At 72.4% G+C, this 16684-nt stretch carries 27 protein-coding genes and 1 pseudogene; 25 read left to right on the plus strand and 3 right to left on the minus strand.

All coding sequences use genetic code 11. The features are described 5' to 3' along the window. Positions 1 to 22 precede the first annotated feature (22 nt). Positions 23 to 937 (plus strand): DNA-formamidopyrimidine glycosylase family protein, encoded by a 915-nt coding sequence (locus tag AMK24_RS11040; RefSeq protein WP_073767563.1) that lies wholly within the window; start codon positions 23 to 25, stop codon positions 935 to 937. A gap of 246 nt (positions 938 to 1183) precedes the next feature. After that, positions 1184 to 1357 (plus strand): SDR family oxidoreductase, encoded by a 174-nt coding sequence (locus AMK24_RS34680; protein ID WP_242435127.1) that lies wholly within the window; start codon positions 1184 to 1186, stop codon positions 1355 to 1357. Between the two features lie 737 nt (positions 1358 to 2094). On the opposite strand, the gene AMK24_RS11055 is transcribed toward AMK24_RS34680, so the two are convergent. From AMK24_RS11055 to AMK24_RS11065, 3 genes are all read right to left on the minus strand, one after another. Continuing rightward, complete coding sequence (locus AMK24_RS11055) at positions 2095 to 2289, minus strand: CsbD family protein (RefSeq protein WP_073767569.1); 195 nt, start codon at positions 2287 to 2289, stop codon at positions 2095 to 2097. A 137-nt stretch (positions 2290 to 2426) separates the two neighbouring features. Continuing rightward, on the minus strand, positions 2427 to 3755 hold the full coding sequence (locus AMK24_RS11060) for a tyrosine-type recombinase/integrase (RefSeq protein ID WP_073767571.1): 1329 nt from the start codon (positions 3753 to 3755) through the stop codon (positions 2427 to 2429). A 267-nt stretch (positions 3756 to 4022) separates the two neighbouring features. Next, positions 4023 to 4481 (minus strand): helix-turn-helix transcriptional regulator, encoded by a 459-nt coding sequence (locus AMK24_RS11065; RefSeq protein WP_073767573.1) that lies wholly within the window; start codon positions 4479 to 4481, stop codon positions 4023 to 4025. 206 nt (positions 4482 to 4687) lie between these two features. Between AMK24_RS11065 and AMK24_RS35405 the strand changes: the two genes are divergently transcribed. From AMK24_RS35405 to AMK24_RS34690, 23 genes and pseudogenes are all read left to right on the plus strand, one after another. Further along, positions 4688 to 4963, plus strand: coding sequence for a helix-turn-helix domain-containing protein (locus tag AMK24_RS35405; RefSeq protein WP_073768771.1), 276 nt, complete (start codon positions 4688 to 4690; stop codon positions 4961 to 4963). Then, positions 4899 to 5120, plus strand: coding sequence for a helix-turn-helix domain-containing protein (locus AMK24_RS11075; protein ID WP_242435128.1), 222 nt, complete (start codon positions 4899 to 4901; stop codon positions 5118 to 5120). The genes AMK24_RS35405 and AMK24_RS11075 overlap by 65 nt, the downstream gene beginning before the upstream one ends. Positions 5121 to 5206: 86 nt before the next feature. Next, positions 5207 to 5521, plus strand: coding sequence for a hypothetical protein (locus AMK24_RS11080; RefSeq protein ID WP_143203700.1), 315 nt, complete (start codon positions 5207 to 5209; stop codon positions 5519 to 5521). Next, the gene (locus AMK24_RS11085; protein WP_073767579.1) at positions 5518 to 5940 is read left to right on the plus strand and encodes a hypothetical protein; all 423 of its coding nucleotides are present in this window, start codon (positions 5518 to 5520) and stop codon (positions 5938 to 5940) included. The genes AMK24_RS11080 and AMK24_RS11085 overlap by 4 nt, the downstream gene beginning before the upstream one ends. Next, the gene (locus AMK24_RS11090; RefSeq protein WP_073767581.1) at positions 5937 to 6338 is read left to right on the plus strand and encodes a hypothetical protein; all 402 of its coding nucleotides are present in this window, start codon (positions 5937 to 5939) and stop codon (positions 6336 to 6338) included. The genes AMK24_RS11085 and AMK24_RS11090 overlap by 4 nt, the downstream gene beginning before the upstream one ends. Positions 6339 to 6399: 61 nt before the next feature. Next, the gene (locus AMK24_RS11095) at positions 6400 to 6714 is read left to right on the plus strand and encodes a hypothetical protein (RefSeq protein WP_073767583.1); all 315 of its coding nucleotides are present in this window, start codon (positions 6400 to 6402) and stop codon (positions 6712 to 6714) included. Beyond that, positions 6707 to 6904 carry a hypothetical protein gene (locus tag AMK24_RS11100; RefSeq protein ID WP_073767585.1) on the plus strand — a complete coding sequence of 66 codons (198 nt, stop codon included), beginning with the start codon at positions 6707 to 6709 and terminating at the stop codon, positions 6902 to 6904. Before AMK24_RS11095 ends, AMK24_RS11100 begins: the two co-directional genes overlap by 8 nt. Further along, positions 6901 to 7947: a YqaJ viral recombinase family nuclease gene (locus AMK24_RS11105; protein ID WP_073767587.1), complete on the plus strand. Its 1047-nt coding sequence runs from the start codon at positions 6901 to 6903 to the stop codon at positions 7945 to 7947. The genes AMK24_RS11100 and AMK24_RS11105 overlap by 4 nt, the downstream gene beginning before the upstream one ends. Next, complete coding sequence (locus AMK24_RS11110) at positions 7944 to 8732, plus strand: ERF family protein (protein ID WP_073767589.1); 789 nt, start codon at positions 7944 to 7946, stop codon at positions 8730 to 8732. The genes AMK24_RS11105 and AMK24_RS11110 overlap by 4 nt, the downstream gene beginning before the upstream one ends. Further along, entirely contained in the window at positions 8729 to 8920 is a 192-nt protein-coding gene (locus tag AMK24_RS11115) for a hypothetical protein (protein WP_073767591.1), read from the plus strand. Before AMK24_RS11110 ends, AMK24_RS11115 begins: the two co-directional genes overlap by 4 nt. Before the next feature lie 11 nt (positions 8921 to 8931). Then, complete coding sequence (locus AMK24_RS11120; RefSeq protein ID WP_143203701.1) at positions 8932 to 9297, plus strand: WhiB family transcriptional regulator; 366 nt, start codon at positions 8932 to 8934, stop codon at positions 9295 to 9297. Between the two features lie 59 nt (positions 9298 to 9356). Continuing rightward, a pseudogene (locus AMK24_RS34685) lies at positions 9357 to 9581 on the plus strand (WhiB family transcriptional regulator); the annotation flags it as partial. 293 nt (positions 9582 to 9874) lie between these two features. Next, positions 9875 to 10339, plus strand: a complete 465-nt coding sequence (locus AMK24_RS11130) for a hypothetical protein (protein WP_073767597.1) — start codon at positions 9875 to 9877, stop codon at positions 10337 to 10339. A gap of 68 nt (positions 10340 to 10407) precedes the next feature. Further along, positions 10408 to 11262 carry a hypothetical protein gene (locus AMK24_RS11135; protein ID WP_073767599.1) on the plus strand — a complete coding sequence of 285 codons (855 nt, stop codon included), beginning with the start codon at positions 10408 to 10410 and terminating at the stop codon, positions 11260 to 11262. Positions 11263 to 11264: 2 nt separating this feature from the next. Beyond that, entirely contained in the window at positions 11265 to 11996 is a 732-nt protein-coding gene (locus tag AMK24_RS11140) for an ATP-binding protein (protein WP_073767601.1), read from the plus strand. Further along, the gene (locus tag AMK24_RS33915; RefSeq protein WP_158072151.1) at positions 11993 to 12151 is read left to right on the plus strand and encodes a hypothetical protein; all 159 of its coding nucleotides are present in this window, start codon (positions 11993 to 11995) and stop codon (positions 12149 to 12151) included. The genes AMK24_RS11140 and AMK24_RS33915 overlap by 4 nt, the downstream gene beginning before the upstream one ends. After that, a complete protein-coding gene (locus AMK24_RS11145) occupies positions 12148 to 12909 on the plus strand; it encodes an SAM-dependent methyltransferase (protein ID WP_384652825.1) in 762 nt (253 codons plus the stop codon). Before AMK24_RS33915 ends, AMK24_RS11145 begins: the two co-directional genes overlap by 4 nt. A 73-nt stretch (positions 12910 to 12982) precedes the next feature. Continuing rightward, the gene (locus AMK24_RS11150; protein ID WP_073767603.1) at positions 12983 to 13918 is read left to right on the plus strand and encodes a hypothetical protein; all 936 of its coding nucleotides are present in this window, start codon (positions 12983 to 12985) and stop codon (positions 13916 to 13918) included. After that, positions 13915 to 14103: a hypothetical protein gene (locus AMK24_RS11155; protein ID WP_073767605.1), complete on the plus strand. Its 189-nt coding sequence runs from the start codon at positions 13915 to 13917 to the stop codon at positions 14101 to 14103. The genes AMK24_RS11150 and AMK24_RS11155 overlap by 4 nt, the downstream gene beginning before the upstream one ends. Further along, entirely contained in the window at positions 14100 to 15110 is a 1011-nt protein-coding gene (locus AMK24_RS11160; RefSeq protein ID WP_073767607.1) for a hypothetical protein, read from the plus strand. The genes AMK24_RS11155 and AMK24_RS11160 overlap by 4 nt, the downstream gene beginning before the upstream one ends. 65 nt (positions 15111 to 15175) lie before the next feature. Continuing rightward, entirely contained in the window at positions 15176 to 15364 is a 189-nt protein-coding gene (locus AMK24_RS11165) for a hypothetical protein (protein WP_073767609.1), read from the plus strand. After that, positions 15361 to 16089 carry a helix-turn-helix domain-containing protein gene (locus AMK24_RS11170; RefSeq protein ID WP_073767611.1) on the plus strand — a complete coding sequence of 243 codons (729 nt, stop codon included), beginning with the start codon at positions 15361 to 15363 and terminating at the stop codon, positions 16087 to 16089. Before AMK24_RS11165 ends, AMK24_RS11170 begins: the two co-directional genes overlap by 4 nt. A gap of 36 nt (positions 16090 to 16125) precedes the next feature. Next, on the plus strand, positions 16126 to 16680 hold the full coding sequence (locus AMK24_RS34690; protein ID WP_073767613.1) for a WhiB family transcriptional regulator: 555 nt from the start codon (positions 16126 to 16128) through the stop codon (positions 16678 to 16680). Positions 16681 to 16684: the final 4 nt, after the last annotated feature.

The raw sequence follows: 16684 nt of genomic DNA on the forward strand, positions 1-16684 counted from the left end.
CCCGTGCACCCATCATGGAGGCATGCCCGAAGGAGACACCGTCCTGCAGACGGCCACCAGATTGCACACGGCGCTGGCGGGCCGGGTGCTGGTCCGGTCGGACCTGCGCGTTCCGCGCTTCGCCACCGCCGACCTCACCGGCCGCACCGTTCTGGACGTCGTCGCGCGCGGCAAGCACCTGCTGACCAGGATCGAGGGCGGGCTGACCCTCCACAGCCACCTCCGGATGGACGGCGCCTGGCGGGTGTACGCCCCGGACGAACGGTGGCGGGGCGGCCCGGGGCACCAGATCCGCGCGATCCTCGGCAACGCGGAGCACACGGCGGTCGGTTACCGGCTCCCCGTGCTGGAGCTGCTGCGGACCGACGAGGAGAGCCGGGCCGTGGGCCATCTGGGGCCGGACCTGCTGGGCCCGGACTGGAACCCGGCCCTCGCCCTGGAGCGGCTGCTCGCCGCCCCGGAGCGCCCCATCGGCGAGGCCCTGCTGGACCAGCGCAACCTGGCGGGCATCGGCAACGTCTACAAGTGCGAGCTGTGCTTCCTGGCCCGCGTCACCCCGTGGCTCGCCGTGGGCTCCCTTCCCGACGGCGTACTCCCCCGGCTCGTCACCGCCGCCGAACGCCTGCTGCACGCCAACCGCGACCGTCCCACCCGCACCACGACGATCGCCTCGGAACTCCGCTCCCCGCCGAGCAGGCTCCCGCCTCCGGCCCCGGGCGCGCCCGCAGGCCCCAGCACCCCATCGCGCCCGGCCTCGGCCGCCCCCGCCACCGACCGTCCGCGAGCGCTCCCTCCCGTCCGCGTGCGGGAGCCGTTGTACGTGTACGGACGTGGTCGCCGCCCCTGCCTGCGCTGCGGCACTCCGATCCGCCGCGCCGACCAGGACGACCGGCCCACCTACTGGTGTCCCGTCTGCCAATCCGGACCGACCCCCTGAAGGCCGTCGCCGTCCCCCTCTCCTCGACGTCACCGACCGCGCGGGGCCGGGCGGCGGTCGAGGCGGCCGGGCGGCTCGACATCCTGGTCGCCACGGCCGAGATCATGCATACCGGCAGCAGGCTGGGGACGGCGGACGAGAACGTGAAGCGGGTGCTGGGGGCCAGAATTCACCGAAAAGCTGTACGCCCGCCAGAAAGCGGCCCGTTCCCCGGCGGCCCGCTCCACAACCGGTTCGCTGATCGCGATGGCCTCCGGAGCGGTGGACGCCGCGAGCGCGGGCCGGCTCTGCTACGGCGTCGCGAAGGCCGCCGTGGTGCAGCGCGCCAAGCCCCCGGCCACCGAGCCGGGAGCGCACGCCATACGAGTGAACGCCGTCGCCCCCGGCGGGATCCGTACCCCGATGCCCCCGGCACGGTGAGGCGGAACGACACCGGGTGAAGGCGGATGAAGACTAGGGGGAAGCGACGAGGGCCCGGGGCTCACTGTCGGGCCGGGCGGGCGGACCCGAGGGCGTCGCCCGCCCGGTGCCCCATCCGGCCTCCGCCGCCTCGGTCTTCACGACCGGCCGGGCCCTCCGGCCGACCGGCGGCGACGCCACGCCCTGGTGAACCGCCGGCGGGCTTCCGACGCCCTGCCAAGCCACCGCCCGGCACCCTCCCGGCGGAGCCACCGGGCGGCGCCCGACGCCCCGCTGAACCACCGGCCGGCCCCGGACCGCCCACCCCCGGCGGGCACCGTGGAGCCCGGCGACCCCACCGGACCCTCCTGCCCCGGCGACCCCGCCGGGCCTTCCTGCCCCCGCAGCCCCATCGGCCCCACCGACGCGACGTGGACCGGCAACAGGCTCAGTCCCCAGCCGCCCGCCGCCACCGCCCCCTCCACCCAGCCAGCCTGATCCGGACGCAGGACCAGCCGGAGCACCGCCCACCACCACAGCCCCCCGAGAACCAGCGCCGGCATCCATCGCCGTATCATCGCTGCCTCCCACGGCCGACGTCCTTTCCGGCAGTTTCCCCTGATGGGTGCAGGGGTGCATCCAGAACGCCCGGTCGAACGACCGCCCCACAGCGCCCCCGCACACGACACGAGCGCCCCCGCCATGACGGCGGGGGCGCTCACATCCGGGGGTGACGGCTACGGGAGCCGTGGGGCGGCTTACGTGGCGTCGTCGTCCCGGCGAAGGGAGTCCTTGACGCCCTTGGCACGCTCGCCGAGGCCGTCAGCGGTGTCCTTGGCTCCGCCCTTGGCCTGGTCGGTCTTGCCCTCGGCCTCCTTGCGGTGGTCGCCGGTCAGCTTGCCGACCGCTTCCTTGCCCTTGCCCTTCAGCTTGTCCATGGCTCCGTCGCTCATGATGTCGCTCCTTCTCGCTCGTCGGACACCTCGCGGTCGTCGGCCGGGCCCCGACCGAAGCGGTCGGGTGCGGCCGTCCGTCCCGGTCGGGTGGTCAGGCGCTTTCCGCTTGGAACATCCAGGCGTGATGTGCCGAACTACGCTCTGAGCTGGGCTACTACCCCGGAACCCGGTCGGGATTCCGGAATCCTTCCGCCCGTCTCCGAGGATTCCGCCTTGCTGGCCCTGGCGTGATCGTCAGCGCTGTGCAGCGTTCTGCGGTGTTCTGCAGAAGATTCCGCCGCGCCGCCAGTCTCACCCGGCTCGGCCCACGCCGCATCCAGAACGTCCCGCGTCCGCTCCTCCGCCTCGGCGAAGAGGTGGCTGTACGTGCGCAGCGTGGTCATGACGTCCTTGTGCCCGAGGCGCTTCTGCACAACCTTCGGGTTCTCCCCGCCCGCGATGAGGACGCTGGCGTAGTGGTGGCGCAGCTCGTGCCAGTGCCGAGGGCGCACCTTCGCCTTCTTGCAGATCGACTTCAGGGCGGCGTCGATCGTCGACTCTCCGATCAGCCCGGCCGCCGGCATCGTGAAGATGAGCCCGGCCCCGGGCCCGTCGCCCGGCACGGGGTGCCGCTCGATGTACGCGGCGAGGACGTCGACCACCCGGCGGTTCAGCGGCAGGGTGCGGAGCCCGGCGCCCGTCTTCAGCTCATCGAAGTACAGCCCCTTCCCCCGCTCGTACACGAGCTGCTGGTCGACCAGCATGGTGCGCCGCAGGAAGTCGACGCGCGCGAGCCGCAGGCCGCGGATCTCCCCCGAGCGCAGCCCCGTCAGCGCGGTGACCTCCAGCATGGTGCGCCACCGGTCGATCGTGGCGGCGGCGATGAGCTGCCTCACCTCGGCGATGTCGGGCGGCTGGACCGCGGTCTCGTCCATGGCGGGCGCGGGGATCTGCTCGAACGGCGACACGGGGATAATGCGGTCGATGACGGCAAGGCGGAACACGCCGCGGACGTACCGGGCGACCCGGTTCGGGTAGGTGCCGGACAGCTTGTACTTGCTGATGAGGAGCTTCTGCCACGCCCCGGCCTCGGACGGCTTGATGGACCGGATCTCCCGCTGACCCCACTCGGGGAACAGGTACCGGCGGAGCGCCCCGAGGTACTCGACCTCGGAGCGCCCGTTGATGGACTGGGCTGGCAGCCACGTGTCCAGCGCGAACCGCTCGACGGTGACGCGCCCGGCCTTGGGGTCCAGCCAGGAGCCGCTCTGCTTCGCCGCCTCCTGCTTGTTGATCTCCCGCTCGGCCTCGACTTTCGTCGCCCAGAGGCTGGTGATCTCCTTGCCGTTCGGGTCGTCGTACCGGGCCTGCCAGCGCTTGCCCTTCCCGTGGACGGCTGCGGCGACCATGCCCTTGTGCTGCCCGCACTCGGGCTCGCCCGGGGCCGGGCGGGTCTTGTGCCAGCGGTCAGCGACGTACCCCATGGAGCGCTCCCAGTGTGCTGCCGGCGTCCACTCCGGCCCCGAGGAGGTGGAGTGCGGCTTGGGTGCGCATTCGGGGGTCGGTGCTGGCCAGCGTGTTGATGACGGCGGTAGGCCGCCCGTCGAGGCGGACGGTGAGTGCGGCCACGTTCGGGCCAAGTGCGGCGGAGATTATGTTCGGCTTCGGCTCAGGCATGTGGTTCCCCGTTCTCTTCCGGAGCGGCAGACTCCGGGTGAGAGAGGAGAATATGCCGCGTCACCACTTGGTGACTACGAGTTCCCCCGTTTTGTTGAAGGTTGCACGCCATCCGTCTCGCGGATGAGCCCTTGCTTGCGCATTTCGTCCACGGCGATCTGGGTGGCGGCGCGGATCTCAGCGGCGGTGGCGTGCTCGGTGGCGCGGACCATCGCGTTCGCCATGATCCCGGCTAGGTGCTCGGCGTCGATGTGCCCTTGGTCGGCTGGCACGTCGCGCCACCCTTCGCCTGGCGGCGCGGCCCCGTCGAGGACGGCGTCGATCGCACCTTCGGGCCAGCCGAGCGCGGCGGCGATGCGGGCGATGGTGTAGGGCATCCGCTTCTTCGGGACGGTGCCGCCTTCTGCTTCCTGGACGCTGCGGCTGGATACGCCGGCGAGTTCTCCGAGTTCGGCTTGCGTGAGGCTGCGTGCTTCGCGGGCGGTTCGGAGGGCTTGGCCGAGCCGGGCCCAGCTCTGTGGGTCGCGGTTCATGGGGGTGGCCTCTCTCCCTGTGTATGTCATATGCACGCAACGGCGCGCAACGATCGGCAACAGAGTAAGGCCACCCTGGCTGGCACGCGATGCCGACCCCAGAGATTGACCGAAAACCCATCAGGCGTCTACGGACAGTGACCCGGCTCGACGCGTCTCAACACGTCCCCTTGCATCCCTGCGCATCGTTGCGTATCGTCTCTCTCATGAAGGCCGACGGACCGAGAATCCGGAAGCAACGCGAAACGAGTGGCCAGGGGCTGCGCCGGTTCGCAAAGGCTGCCGGGATCTCTGCATCACACCTCTCCCGCATCGAACGAGGGGAGACGGACCCCCAGCCCGAGGCGCTCGCCAGAATCGCCACCCAACTGGGGTGCACCATCGGCGACCTCGAACCGAAAACGAACGGAGACGACAGTGGCAAGGACCACCGCCGCGCCGGACCTGATGACGACGAAGGAAGTCGCGGCGCTCATCCGTAAGACGCCGCACGCCGTACGCCAGATGCGGCACCGGGGCATCGGCCCGCAGGGGACGCGCTTCGGCAGGGACACCCTCTACCGCCGGGACGTGGTCCTGGCGTGGCTGGAGGCCCGGGAGCAGGCGGACCCGCTGGCGCAGCGCGCCTTGGCCGCCTGATCCACCTCATGAAAGCGGGGCCGCCGGACCCTGGCCGGTCCGCTGCGACCCCTCGGCAGTACCTCAACACACGAATCGAGGACACCGTGAAACAGAATCCTATCCCGCAGTTGGGTGCCGCGACGGCGCTGGTGCAGCTGCTGTCGGAGAACCCCAGCCTGCCGATGGCGTCGTGGTCCGTTGGGGAGTTCGCGCTCCACGGTCACCTGCACGACGGGGGGTTCGGTGCGCTGGGCCGGTACGCCGGTGTGCTGGGCGGGTCGATCCGGCCGCTCGGCAACGACTACCCGTCTGGCGGGCGGCTGGTGCGGGTGCATCGGCTGGTGGCGATGTGGCGGGACATCCCGGTGCACGTGGACGTGGTCCTGCCGGTGGCGGCGGATACGGCGGTGGCGGCATGAACGCGAAGCGTGTGAGCGCGGCGGCCGGGGTGATCCTGGCGGCGCAGAAGCAGCGGCAGACCCCGGCGGGGATCGCGGCGGCGTTGGAGGCGGCGGGGCTGCTCCAGTCGCCGGAGTCGGCGGCCGAGCTGGTGGCCCTGCGGAAGGACAGTGACGCCCTTCGGGAGCAGCGGAACTCGGTCTTCAAGACGAACGAGGAACTGCTGATCCGGGTGGAGCGCGCCGACTTGGAGCGACTCCGGGTGGAGAACGAGAACCGGGCGCTGGTCCGGGGGAACGCCCCGGACGAGGAGCCCGAGGCGTCGCGTGGCCGCTGCGGCTACGACGACTACCACGACGGGCACGAGTGGGCCGACCGGCCTCGCGTCTGGTGCCCCGGTCACAGCTACGCCGACGACACCGAGGGCGGTGCCCTGTGAGCGCGTTCCGTGAGCCGGTCCCGGGCCGGTACTACGTCGAGTCGGGCCCCGGGTGGGTCACGCTCGACGCGACCCCGCTGGTCGACAACAACACCCACGACCTGCTGGACCTCCTCGGGAGCGACGAGTTCTTCGAGCGGTTCATCGCGCTGAACTCCGCCCCGATCGACGGGGAGCAGGACGCGGACCGCCTCGACTTCGAGCAGCTGAAGGACGAGTTGGTCGAGCGCCTCGCGACCCGGGTGCGGATGACGGGGCAGCAGGCCCGCCGGATCGGGGCCCGCACGTACCGGCTGGGTGTGCAGGTGTCCGCCGAGACGGACGCCGCCGACAGCCCGGACGTCCCGGCCGTGTCCCTGGTCAAGGCCCCCCGCCAGCAGGTCAGGAGGGCGTCGTGATCCCCACCTGCCCGACCTGCCACCTGATTTTCGAAGCCTGCACCTGCACCGGAGGCACCCGATGAGCGCATTCACCGCCACCTTCTTCCTCGGGAAGAAGACCCACGTCCGGGGCAGCGCGTCCGTGCACCCGGTGCTGTACGTGGAGCCCGACGGGCAGCACCTGCCCGGCTACGTCACCTTCCAGCTCGACTCGAAGCTCACTGTCGACGAGCAGCTTGTCATCGCGGAGCGGTTCGCGGCGGGCGTCGCCGAGTGGCGGGACGGCATCGCCGAGCGCGCCGCCCGGGAGCGGACCGCCGCTGACGAACTGGCCGCCGCCCGCGCCGAGATCGCCCGCCTGAAGGGCGAGCAGGAGGAGGGCTCCGATGGGTGACACGTTCGGCGGCGAGTACCGCCGCCCCCGCAACGACGGCATCGGCCGCAACCAGCGGGAGTTGCAGGACCGCGCGTCGTACGACTGCGACCGGCCCGCCGGAGTCGGCTGCGCGATCGCCCTCCCCATCAGCGGCCTCATGTGGTGGGGCCTGGTCGAGGCCGCGCAGGCACTCGGGGTGATCGCGTGACGCACACCGCGCAGGCCGGGGCTACGCTCGCCCCGGCCGCCGGCCGCCGCGTCACCCCGACCGGCCGCCTCATCCTCCCCGCCGACGCCGACCGCGCCGCCTGGCTCACCGCCCGCCGCCAAGGTCTCGGCTCCTCCGACATGGCCGCCGTCCTCGGCATCAGCCGCTACGGCAACGCCCTCTCCGTCTACCACGACAAGACCGGCGGCCTCCCCCTCGAAGGCGACGACTCCGAACCCGCCCTGTGGGGCCGGGCCATCGAGGACACCGTCGCCCGCGAGTGGGCCCGCCGCAACCGGTCCGTGGTCCGCCGCGTCGGGCTCGTCGCGAACATCGACCGGCCGTGGCAGATGTGCACCCTCGACCGGCGCGTCCTCGAATGCCCACTCGCTGACGGCCGCGAACGGTGCGCTGTCGAGATCAAGTGCCGGGCCGCGTTCAAGGCCGGGCAGTGGCGCACCGGCTGCCCGGACGACGTCCTCGCCCAGACCCTGTGGCAGGCCGACGTCTGCGGCTACGACCACATCCACGTCGGTGTCCTGATCGGCGGCAACGACTACCGGCAGTTCGTCGTCCGGGTCGCGGACCACGAGCAGTTGGTCGCGGACCTGCGGGCCGCCGGGGCCCGGGCGTGGCAGCAGATCACCGACCGGCGGCCCCCGGTCCTCCCGCACGACGCCGACCCCGACGTCCTGCTCGACCTGTACGAGCAGCTGCACCACGACCGGGCGGGCGTCGTTGCGATCGACCGGGACGGTGACGCGCTGGACGCCCTGTCCGACTACCTCGACGCCGCGGCCGACGAGCGCGAGGCGAAGGCCCGGAAGAAGACCGCACTGGCCGGTCTCGTCGGTGCCCTCGGTACGGCGGACACCGCTGTGCAGGGCGGCCACGTCGCCTACTCCTACGACGAGACGAGCCGCGAGTACGTCGACCGCGAGCGGCTGCGCGAGGAGTTCCCCGACGCCTACGCGGCGTGCGTGGAAGACCGGCCGTCGCGCCGCATCAGCATCCCGAACTCTGTCCGGAAGGCACACCAGTGACGACTCTCGCTGAGCGGGCGGCGGCTGCGGCCGGCCGACCCGACACCACCACCGCCCCGGCGCCCGAGGAGCACACGTTCTCGGAGGCCGCCGAGCAGGCCCCGGCCGTCGACCCGATGGCCGACTACGAGCCGGGCGACGACGACCCGGAGATGGTTCCCGTCCACCTTGCCTGGCTCCGGGTCCGGAAGGACATCCGCGGCATCGCGAAGGGCGAGGAGTACAACGACGGCTACACCCGCTACAACTTCCGTGGTGTGGACGCCACCGTCATGGCGTTCGCTCCCGTCACGATGCGGCACGGCGTCAACGTCATCCCGTTCCAGGTCGACGCCACGTACCGGGACACGAAGACCGCCAAGGGCAAGGCGACCCGCGAGTGCACCGTCACGATCACGTGGCACATCATCGGTCCGCGCGGCGACGTCATCGTCGCCCAGTCGCAGGGCGAGGCGCTCGACTCCGGCGACAAGGGGACGGCTAAGGCGCAGTCCGTCGCGCTGCGGGTGCTGCTCCTCAACGGCGGTCTGGTGCCGACCGGCGACCCGGACCCCGGGCACACCGACATTGACCGCGGCGAGTCGTCTGTCCGGTCCGCCGTCTCCTACCTCGACGAGGTCTGCAACCCGTCGACCAGCGCTGGACGGCTGCGGCAGATCCACTTCGAGCTGAAGCAGAGCCAGCAGCTGGGCGCTCTCGTCACCAACGAGGTCGGTGACGAGGAAGCGATCGGCGAGATGGTCGTCCGTATCGGCAAGGAGCGGGCGGGCGGTGAGGCGTCGTGAGGCTCCGCCTTCCGCGCTTCCGCCGCCGTCCGGCGCCCGCCGCGTTCAGCCCGGTGGGGATCACGGCCGGCACCCGGTGGCTCCGCTGCGACGAGACCCGCTGCGCCCACCTCACCACCCCCCACACCCCCGACGGCACCGGCTACCGGTGCACCAACTGCGGCCACCTGAAGGGAGCCGACCAGTGAGCCTCGACTGGATGACCAGCGCCGTATGCGCCACCGCCACGGACCCCGACATGTGGTTCTCCTCCGGCGGCACCAGGACCAAAGCGGTGCAGCTCTGCCAGACCTGCCCGGTCCGCTCCCACTGCGAGGAGTACGCCCGGGCGCTGGAAGCCGGGGCCGGCGTCCACTCCCGCCACGGAGTGTGGGGCGGCACCGGTGCCCAGCGGCGGGTCAAGGACCGCCCGGAGGTGCAGCCGCGGAACGCCGACCGCACCGCCGTGATCCGTCAGCTGATCGAGCGCGGCATGCCCCCCGCGGAGATCGCCGCCCATGTGGGCGTCACCGTCCGCACCGTGTACCGCGTGAAGCGCGCCTCGCAGAAGGAGGTGGCCGCATGAGCCCGGCCCTGGTCAAGGTGGTCAAGTCCCGTACGGCGCCGGCCACCGCCGGCCGCGCGATGGACTGGCGTGACGCCGCCCTCTGCCGCAGCCCGCAGTACGACCCGGAGATGTGGTTCCCGAAGGGCACCGACGCCGTCTCCATGGCCAACGAGCGCGAGGCCAAGGCCACCTGCCGCCGCTGCCCCGTCATGGAGACCTGCCGCCGGTGGGCCCTGGAGACCGGGGAGCGGGCCGGTGTCTGGGGCGGGCTCACCGAGGACGAGCGGACCGCGCTCCGCCGGTACGGGCGCATCCCGAAGAAGCGTGTCGCCATCCAGTCGTTCGCGTCGGTCCAGGAGGCGCATGAGGCGCTCACCGAGCGGGTCGGCGAGCACGTTCTGTGGGTCGGTGCCCGGGAGGTCGTCGTCGGGTCGGTGCGGATGACGGCGAACCAGGTGGGGTGGCGGGCTGCCCGCGAGAACGAGCCGGTCGGCCGGATCACGAAGAGGTGTGCGCACGGCAAGTGCGTGGCCCACCTCGTGGATCAGGCCATGCGAGATGCACACGACACCACCACCGAACGGAGCGCCGCCTGATGGCCCACGGCATCCCCACTACCCCGCAGGACGACCCCGCCGACACGATCATGGCCGCCCTCGCTCACGGCATGACCGGCCACCCGGAGCGGGCCCTCCCGCTCCTCAACTCGATCATCGCCGGGGGTGAGCGTCCCGCCGTCAGCCTGTGCTCCGAGCTCGCCGAGGTCTCCGCGGCAGAGGCCCGAAAGACGCTGCCAAAGGGCGGCCACTTCGGTCTCCTCGTGCTCAACGCGGACACCGGAGAGCGCGGCGACATCAGCGAGGCCCCGGCCGGGATCCGGTTCGCGATGCAGTTCAGCACCGCGTGGGGCAACGGTGATCGGCAGACGGCGTACGCCCTGTTCCGCGCCCTGATCGAGTCCGGCGACGACCAGGCCGCCGAAGCGCTGGCGACCGGCATCCGGTGCCTGTTCGACATGGCGGTGGTCACCCTCCGCGAGAAGGCCGCGCCCGCTGCCTGACCCCTTCGGCCCGGGGCCGCCACGCCCCGGGCCATCACCCGCACCACCACGAACGGAAGAAGCCGCACATGCCGAGCCGGTTCGAGTACGAACGAGCAGTCCGCCACAGCGACCTCCCGTCGCTCTCCCGGCTGCTCGCGCTCACCGTCGCAACGTGGGCAGACGTGCGCACCGGAACCATCCCCGACCGGCTCCAGCCCTCCCTCACCACCCTGGAGGACGCGACCGGAATGGTCCGGGCCTCCGTACGCACCCACCTCAACAAGCTGGAGGCGGGCGGCTGGTTGAAACGGGACCGGCCGCCGGTGGCTGCGGCCCGCTCGAAGAAGGCCCGGACGAAGTACAAGCTGCTCATCCCCAAGGGCGCGGCCGTGCCCGATTCGGACGGGATTGAGCTAGGGCAGGACCTGCCCAACTCTGGGGCAGGAGCTGCCCTAGTCGTCACCGGGCTAGGGCAGGAGCTGCCCCAACCTAGGGCAGGAGCTGCCCCAGAGCTAGGGCAGGAGATGTCCACGACTAGGGCAGGAGCTGCCCTCAAGAGTTCCTTCAGTTCCAATACGACCGCTGAAGACCAGCAAGCAGGAGAGCACGACCCCTCGTACGGCATCCCTGCCGACGCCCGGCCCCTCGTCGATGCGCTCACCGCCGCCGACATCCGGGTCCGCTGGCCCTTCAAAGGCAACGAGTGGTTTCCCGTCCTCGCCCTCATCAAGAAGACCGGCGTTCCCGCCCTCGTCGAGCACGCCACGAAGGTTGCCGCCCGCACCCCCGTCGAGTCGGCCAAGTACTTCCTCAAGGGCTGGGCCGAACTCCCCCCGCTCCCCGCCCCCGGCGCCGAGCGCCCGCCGCTCCGTGCCGTGTCCGGCGGCTGGCAGCCCTACACCAACCCCGTCGACGTCTCCGCCTACTCGAACGGATTCTGACCATGCCCGAACCACTGAACGTCGGCAGCCTCGGACCGTCCGCGTTCGCCCGCCTCATGGCCGGCGTCACCGAGAAGCAGCAACAGGGCATCGGCCCCGGCCCGATCGACGACCAACCGACCCCCGACGAACCCGGCCACCCCGAGTACCACCGCCGCCGCCGCGCCGAGTGGGCCCTGAAGCGCTGGGAGACCGCCACACCGCCCCGCTACCGCCGCGCCGACGCCACCCACCCCGACGTCCAGCAATGGGCCGACGACGTCGCCACCGACCCCGACACCGCAGGCAGCCTCCTTCTCACCGGCACCACCGGCACCGGCAAGACCTACCAGGCCTACGGCGCCCTCCGCCGCATCGCCGCCGCCGGCCCCCGCGTCTACGAGATCCGCGCCACCACCGCCGCCGACATGTACGGGCTCCTCCGCCCCAAGGGCTCCGAGCGGGGCACCGAGGAGGAGCTGAAGCGCCTGGTGCGGGTGCCGCTCCTCGTCCTCGACGACCTCGGCTCCGCCAAGGCCAGCGAGTGGACCGAGGAGATCACCTACCGGCTGATCAACGAGCGGTACAACGCCTGCCGGCCGACCCTCTACACCAGCAACCTCCCCGCCCGCGCGGCCAACGGGGCGCCCGACCTCACGTCGGCGCTCGGCGAGCGCATCGTGTCCCGGCTCTCCGAGGACACCCGCGTCGTCGCCATGACCGGCACCGACCGCCGCCGCCGAGGTGCCGCGTGACCGGCCTGCACGCGGTCATCGATGCCGCCATCGACGACTACCGCACCGAAACCCCCGCCGAGCAGCAGACCCCCGCCGGACTCACCGACCGCATCACCGAATACCTCGCCAGCAGCGGATACCCCACCGCCCTCGACACCGGGAGCCCCGCGTGACCGCCGCCCTCACCCGGGCCCGCGCCCGACTCGACACCCCGCCGACCCCGGTCCTCCCCGGGCAACTCGACCTCCGGAGCAACGACGTGACCACCCTCCCGCCGCGTCGGCCGAACGGGCTCACCGTTCTCGACACCTACTGCTGCCAAGGCGGCGCGTCCATGGGCTACTACCTTGCCGGGTTCGACGTCGTCGGCGTCGACCTCAACTCCCAACCCCACTACCCGTTCGAGTTCCACCAGGGCGACGCCGTCCAGTTCATCCGCGACCACGGGGCGGACTTCGACCTGATCGCCGGATCACCCACCTGCCGCCGGTGGACGAACGCCCAACGCATCCGCGGCAACGACCACCCCGACCTCATCACCCCCACCCGGGCGGCGATGATCGCGACGGGGCGGCCGTACATCATCGAGAACGTCGAAGGCGCCGCGACGGCCCTCATCGACCCGCTGCTGCTCTGCGGGGCCATGTTCGGGCTCCGCACCTACCGGCACCGCCTCTTCGAATCCTCGCTGCCCCTCGGCACGAAGCTCCACCCGCGGCACCTTGCGCCCCTCGCCAAGATGGGCCGCCCCCCGCAGCCCGGCGAATTCATGCACGTCGTCGGGAACTTCTCCGGAGCCGAGCAGGCCCGCACCGTCATGGGCATGCCGTGGGCCACCCGCGACGGGCTCCGCGAAGCGATCCCGCCGGCGTACACCCAGTTCCTCGGCGAGCAGGCCGCCGCCCAGCTCGCCCCGCACACCACCCCGTGACCGCGCAGCACGCCCGCCGGGTCGAAGCCGGCGGGCGCCCCACCACCGTACCTGCACACCTCCTGGAGCCCCGATGACCGACACCTCACCCACCCCCGCCGACCGCCCCGCCGACCAGCTGCGCGACCTCATCGCCGAGGCCCTTCTGGGCTGGGCCGAGACCAACAGCAGCCCGCAGTACGCCGGGATGCGGCGGCCTGAGACCGTCGTGGCCAACGCCTACGGCCGCACTGACGCGGTCTTGGCCGCCCTGCCCGCGCCTGCCCTGGCGGTGGCCCGGCAGCTCCTCGGCACCACCGTGGCCGCCCCGCCCGTCGAGGAGCAGGAACCGACCCCGCTGCGGTGGGGCCTCGACGACGTCATGTACGGCGACGACGACACCACCACCATCCTGCTGTCCGGGCCCGGCCGCGAGCCGTACTGGCTGGAGCTGGACCCGGAGCGCACGGCCGCACTGCGGGACGCGCTCGACGGGCCGGCCGCCCCGCCCGCGCCTGCCGACCGGGCCGCCGTGCTCCACCAGGTGGCCGACGAGTGCGACAGGGCCGGAGGGATCTACGCCAGCCGGGGCCAGAACGAGCACGCCGGGGCCGCGTTCGCCCTCATGGAGACGTTCCGCCGCCAGGCCAACGAAGCCGAGTACGTGGCCACCCCGTGCAGCTTCGGAGCGTGCGAGCCGGGCGGGGAGCCGTGCACGACGCACGAGCGGCTGATGGCCCACGCCGAGGGCGACCACGAACTGTGCGACCACGCTGCCGCCGGGGTGCAGCCGCCCACCAGCGAGGCGTACCCCGAGGGCTGCACCTGCGGGCCGCACCAGCTCGCCCGGATCACCACCCCGCCCGCTGCCCCTGCCGCGCCCGAGGAGTCGACCACCCCGGCCGCTGCCGTCGAGGTGCGCCGCCCCTGCCCGTACTGCCCGCCGCCCGCGATGATCCCCCGCGCCCGGTACGCCGACCACATCGCCACCACCCACCCGGAGCACAACGCGCCCGAGGACCCCCAGTGACCCGGCCCACCGTCCTCCCCGCCCTCGACCCCGACTTCGCCGCCCACGCCACCGTGGCCGACGTCGACGCGCAGATCGCACGCGCCCAGCACGCCGCCACCGTCGCGGACGACCAACTGCGGGAGCTGATCCTGCTGCGCGCCCGAATCACCCGCACCCGAGCGCCCGAGGAGCCCACACGATGACCACGCCCGAGCCCACCCTGCGCCTCCTCTCCCTGGGCGCCGGCGTCCAGTCCACCGCCCTGCTGCTCCTCGCCGCCGAAGGCCGCCTGCCCGGCCTGGACGGTGCGATCTTCTCCGACACCGGATGGGAGCCCGCCGCCGTCTACCAGCACCTCGACCGCCTGGAAACGGAGGTCGCCCAGCCCGCCGGGATCCCGATCTACCGCGTCTCCGCCGGCCGCATCCAGGACGACGTCCTCAACCCCGACAAGCAGCGCTCCCTCCCCGCCCACACCCGCGACCCCGAGACCGGCGACCACGGGATGCTCAACCGCCGCTGCACTCAGACGTACAAGCTCACCCCGATCATGCGGAAAACCCGCCTTCTCCTCGGAGCATCGACCTCCGACCCCGTACCGTGCAGGTACTGCGACGGCACCGGCACCCGCATCGCCCCCTGGCGGGCCAAGCTCAACGACCACACCCCCGGCCCCTGCTCCGTCTGCGACGGCACCGGCACCCTCGCCCGCGTCGGCCAACCCCCGCGCGGCACCTGGGCCGAACAGTGGATCGGGTTCTCCACCGACGAGATCGGCCGCGTCTCCACCCGCGCCGACACCCGGTACGCCAAGTCCCGGCACCCGCTGCTGGAACTGGGCATGTCCCGCACCCAGTGCGAGGCGTACCTGAAGAGCCGCGGGTGGGGCAGCACCGCGAAGTCGGCGTGCATCGGCTGCCCGTTCCACGGCAACGCCGAATGGCGGCGGATGCGCGACACCGACCCCGAGTCCTGGGCCGAAGCTGTCCGCTTCGACAAGGCGTACCGCACCGGGCCAGGCCTGCGCCACGAACGATTCCTGCACATCAGCCGGCGGCCCCTCGACGAAGCCCCGATCGACCGCGTCCGCCCCTCCGAGTGGAAGCAGGACGACTTCTTCGACGCCGTGTACGACGCCGAGCTAGCCGAGAACGGCGACCCGGACGGCTGCTCCCCCTACGCCTGCCGCTCCGGCTCCGCCGCCGCCTGACACCCCTGCTGTGTGGCCGCCCCGCTGCGGGCGGCCACACCACACCTCGGAAGGACCCGACCGCCATGACCGCGCCCGCCGAGTTCACCGTCACCGCCAACCGAGGCCCCTGCCTCATCTACGCCTCCAGCACCGGCGACGCCATCACCCTCGCCGACCAGATGGTCGTCTCCGACCCCCGCGAGCGTGCCATCTGCCGGGCGCTCCTCGTCCACGCCCTGACCCTGCTCGACGCTGCCAAGGGGGCCCGGTGACCACCCAGCCCGAGGCCGACCTCCGCGCCCAGGTGAAAACCGCCCTCACCACCGCGCACATCAGCCAAGCCGAAGCCGCCCGCCGACTCGGCCTCAGCACCAAGCACATGAGCCAGATGCTCACCGGCCGCGCCACCCTCACCCTCGACTGGGCCGACCGCATCCTCACCCTCTGCGGCATGACGCTCGCCGTGGTTGCTGTCCCCGCCACGAACCACGCTCGCCCCGCGCAGCCGCGCATCCCGCTCGACGACCTCACCAGCGACGCCCTCGACCAGCTATACGACCGCCTCGCCCTCCTCGAAGCCGGACGCGACGAACGAGTCGCGCTGCTGGAGGAAGCCCGCGACGCCCTGGAGGCCGCCGGGATCAACGAAGCCCACGGCGGGGAGTCCTGGCCCCGGCTCGTACCCGCCATCGAGGAGCTGGCCGCCGAACGGGACGCCGCCCGGGCCCGCCTCGACTACCACGAGCAATCCCTCCTCCCCGACCTCCGACGCCGCGCCGAGTCCGACCGGCAGGCCATCGGACGGTGGAGAGCCCGAGCCGAAACCGCCGAGGCCCGCGTGACCGAGCTGGAGACCGACAACGCCCGCCTGACCGCGGGGCAGTGCCTCGACTCCCGGGCCATGTGCGAGCAACACCACCTGCCCCCGGTGGCCGGTTGCCCGTACCCCCGCTGCCGGGCCGCACGCGCCACCACCGGACGCGCAGCCACCGCCTGACCCCGCCAACCACCCGACCGCCGAGGAGCACCGACCATGATCATCCCGCCCCAGTTCCTCGACGGAACCACCCCGAGCTGCACCCCCGCCACCGCCCGCCTGTTCGACAGCACCGACCCGAAGGACGAGCGGGAGGCCGCCGCGATCTGTGCCGGCTGCCCGCTCCGGGCCGGGTGCGCCACCCACGCCCTGACCGTTCCGGAGGAGCGGGGGACGTGGGGTGGGCTGACCGCGCACCAGCGGCGCCGGGTGCTGAACCCGGATGACGGGACGTGGCTCGACTCGCAGGGGCGTGTGCGGCTGCCCTGCGGCACGTTCAACGCGCTCATGGCGCACTGCCGGTACGCGGAGACCTGCGACCGCTGTGAGGCCGCCCAGGCGGCGCGTACGGCCTCCGGGCGGCGGGCCCGGCTGGCCGAGGAACACGCTCGCGGCGGCACCCCCACCGGCGCCCAGTTGCACCGGCGGCTCGGGGAGCGGCCGTGCCTGCCGTGCCGGGCAGCACACGCCCGGTACAGGGCGGTCCGGGCCGCCGCCCGCCGCATGAACCAGCAGCCCCCGCAGCAGCGCGGGTTGGCGATGGCGTCATGACCGC

It is taken from the genome of Streptomyces sp. CB02366 (assembly GCF_001905905.1).
Lineage (GTDB): Bacteria > Actinomycetota > Actinomycetes > Streptomycetales > Streptomycetaceae > Streptomyces.

What these genes read in the sequence shown, in the direction of transcription:
- AMK24_RS11140 (WP_073767601.1), top strand. Translation starts at nt 11,265, where the DNA reads ATGCCCGAACCACTGAACGTCGGCAGCCTCGGACCGTCCGCGTTCGCC.
- AMK24_RS11060 (WP_073767571.1), bottom strand. Translation starts at nt 3,755, where the DNA reads ATGGGGTACGTCGCTGACCGCTGGCACAAGACCCGCCCGGCCCCGGGC.
- AMK24_RS34690 (WP_073767613.1), top strand. Translation starts at nt 16,126, where the DNA reads ATGATCATCCCGCCCCAGTTCCTCGACGGAACCACCCCGAGCTGCACC.
- AMK24_RS11085 (WP_073767579.1), top strand. Translation starts at nt 5,518, where the DNA reads ATGAACGCGAAGCGTGTGAGCGCGGCGGCCGGGGTGATCCTGGCGGCG.
- AMK24_RS11100 (WP_073767585.1), top strand. Translation starts at nt 6,707, where the DNA reads ATGGGTGACACGTTCGGCGGCGAGTACCGCCGCCCCCGCAACGACGGC.
- AMK24_RS11120 (WP_143203701.1), top strand. Translation starts at nt 8,932, where the DNA reads ATGACCAGCGCCGTATGCGCCACCGCCACGGACCCCGACATGTGGTTC.
- AMK24_RS11135 (WP_073767599.1), top strand. Translation starts at nt 10,408, where the DNA reads ATGCCGAGCCGGTTCGAGTACGAACGAGCAGTCCGCCACAGCGACCTC.
- AMK24_RS11165 (WP_073767609.1), top strand. Translation starts at nt 15,176, where the DNA reads ATGACCGCGCCCGCCGAGTTCACCGTCACCGCCAACCGAGGCCCCTGC.
- AMK24_RS11095 (WP_073767583.1), top strand. Translation starts at nt 6,400, where the DNA reads ATGAGCGCATTCACCGCCACCTTCTTCCTCGGGAAGAAGACCCACGTC.
- AMK24_RS11040 (WP_073767563.1), top strand. Translation starts at nt 23, where the DNA reads ATGCCCGAAGGAGACACCGTCCTGCAGACGGCCACCAGATTGCACACG.
- AMK24_RS11065 (WP_073767573.1), bottom strand. Translation starts at nt 4,481, where the DNA reads ATGAACCGCGACCCACAGAGCTGGGCCCGGCTCGGCCAAGCCCTCCGA.
- AMK24_RS35405 (WP_073768771.1), top strand. Translation starts at nt 4,688, where the DNA reads ATGAAGGCCGACGGACCGAGAATCCGGAAGCAACGCGAAACGAGTGGC.
- AMK24_RS11150 (WP_073767603.1), top strand. Translation starts at nt 12,983, where the DNA reads ATGACCGACACCTCACCCACCCCCGCCGACCGCCCCGCCGACCAGCTG.
- AMK24_RS34680 (WP_242435127.1), top strand. Translation starts at nt 1,184, where the DNA reads ATGGCCTCCGGAGCGGTGGACGCCGCGAGCGCGGGCCGGCTCTGCTAC.
- AMK24_RS11130 (WP_073767597.1), top strand. Translation starts at nt 9,875, where the DNA reads ATGGCCCACGGCATCCCCACTACCCCGCAGGACGACCCCGCCGACACG.
- AMK24_RS11160 (WP_073767607.1), top strand. Translation starts at nt 14,100, where the DNA reads ATGACCACGCCCGAGCCCACCCTGCGCCTCCTCTCCCTGGGCGCCGGC.
- AMK24_RS11055 (WP_073767569.1), bottom strand. Translation starts at nt 2,289, where the DNA reads ATGAGCGACGGAGCCATGGACAAGCTGAAGGGCAAGGGCAAGGAAGCG.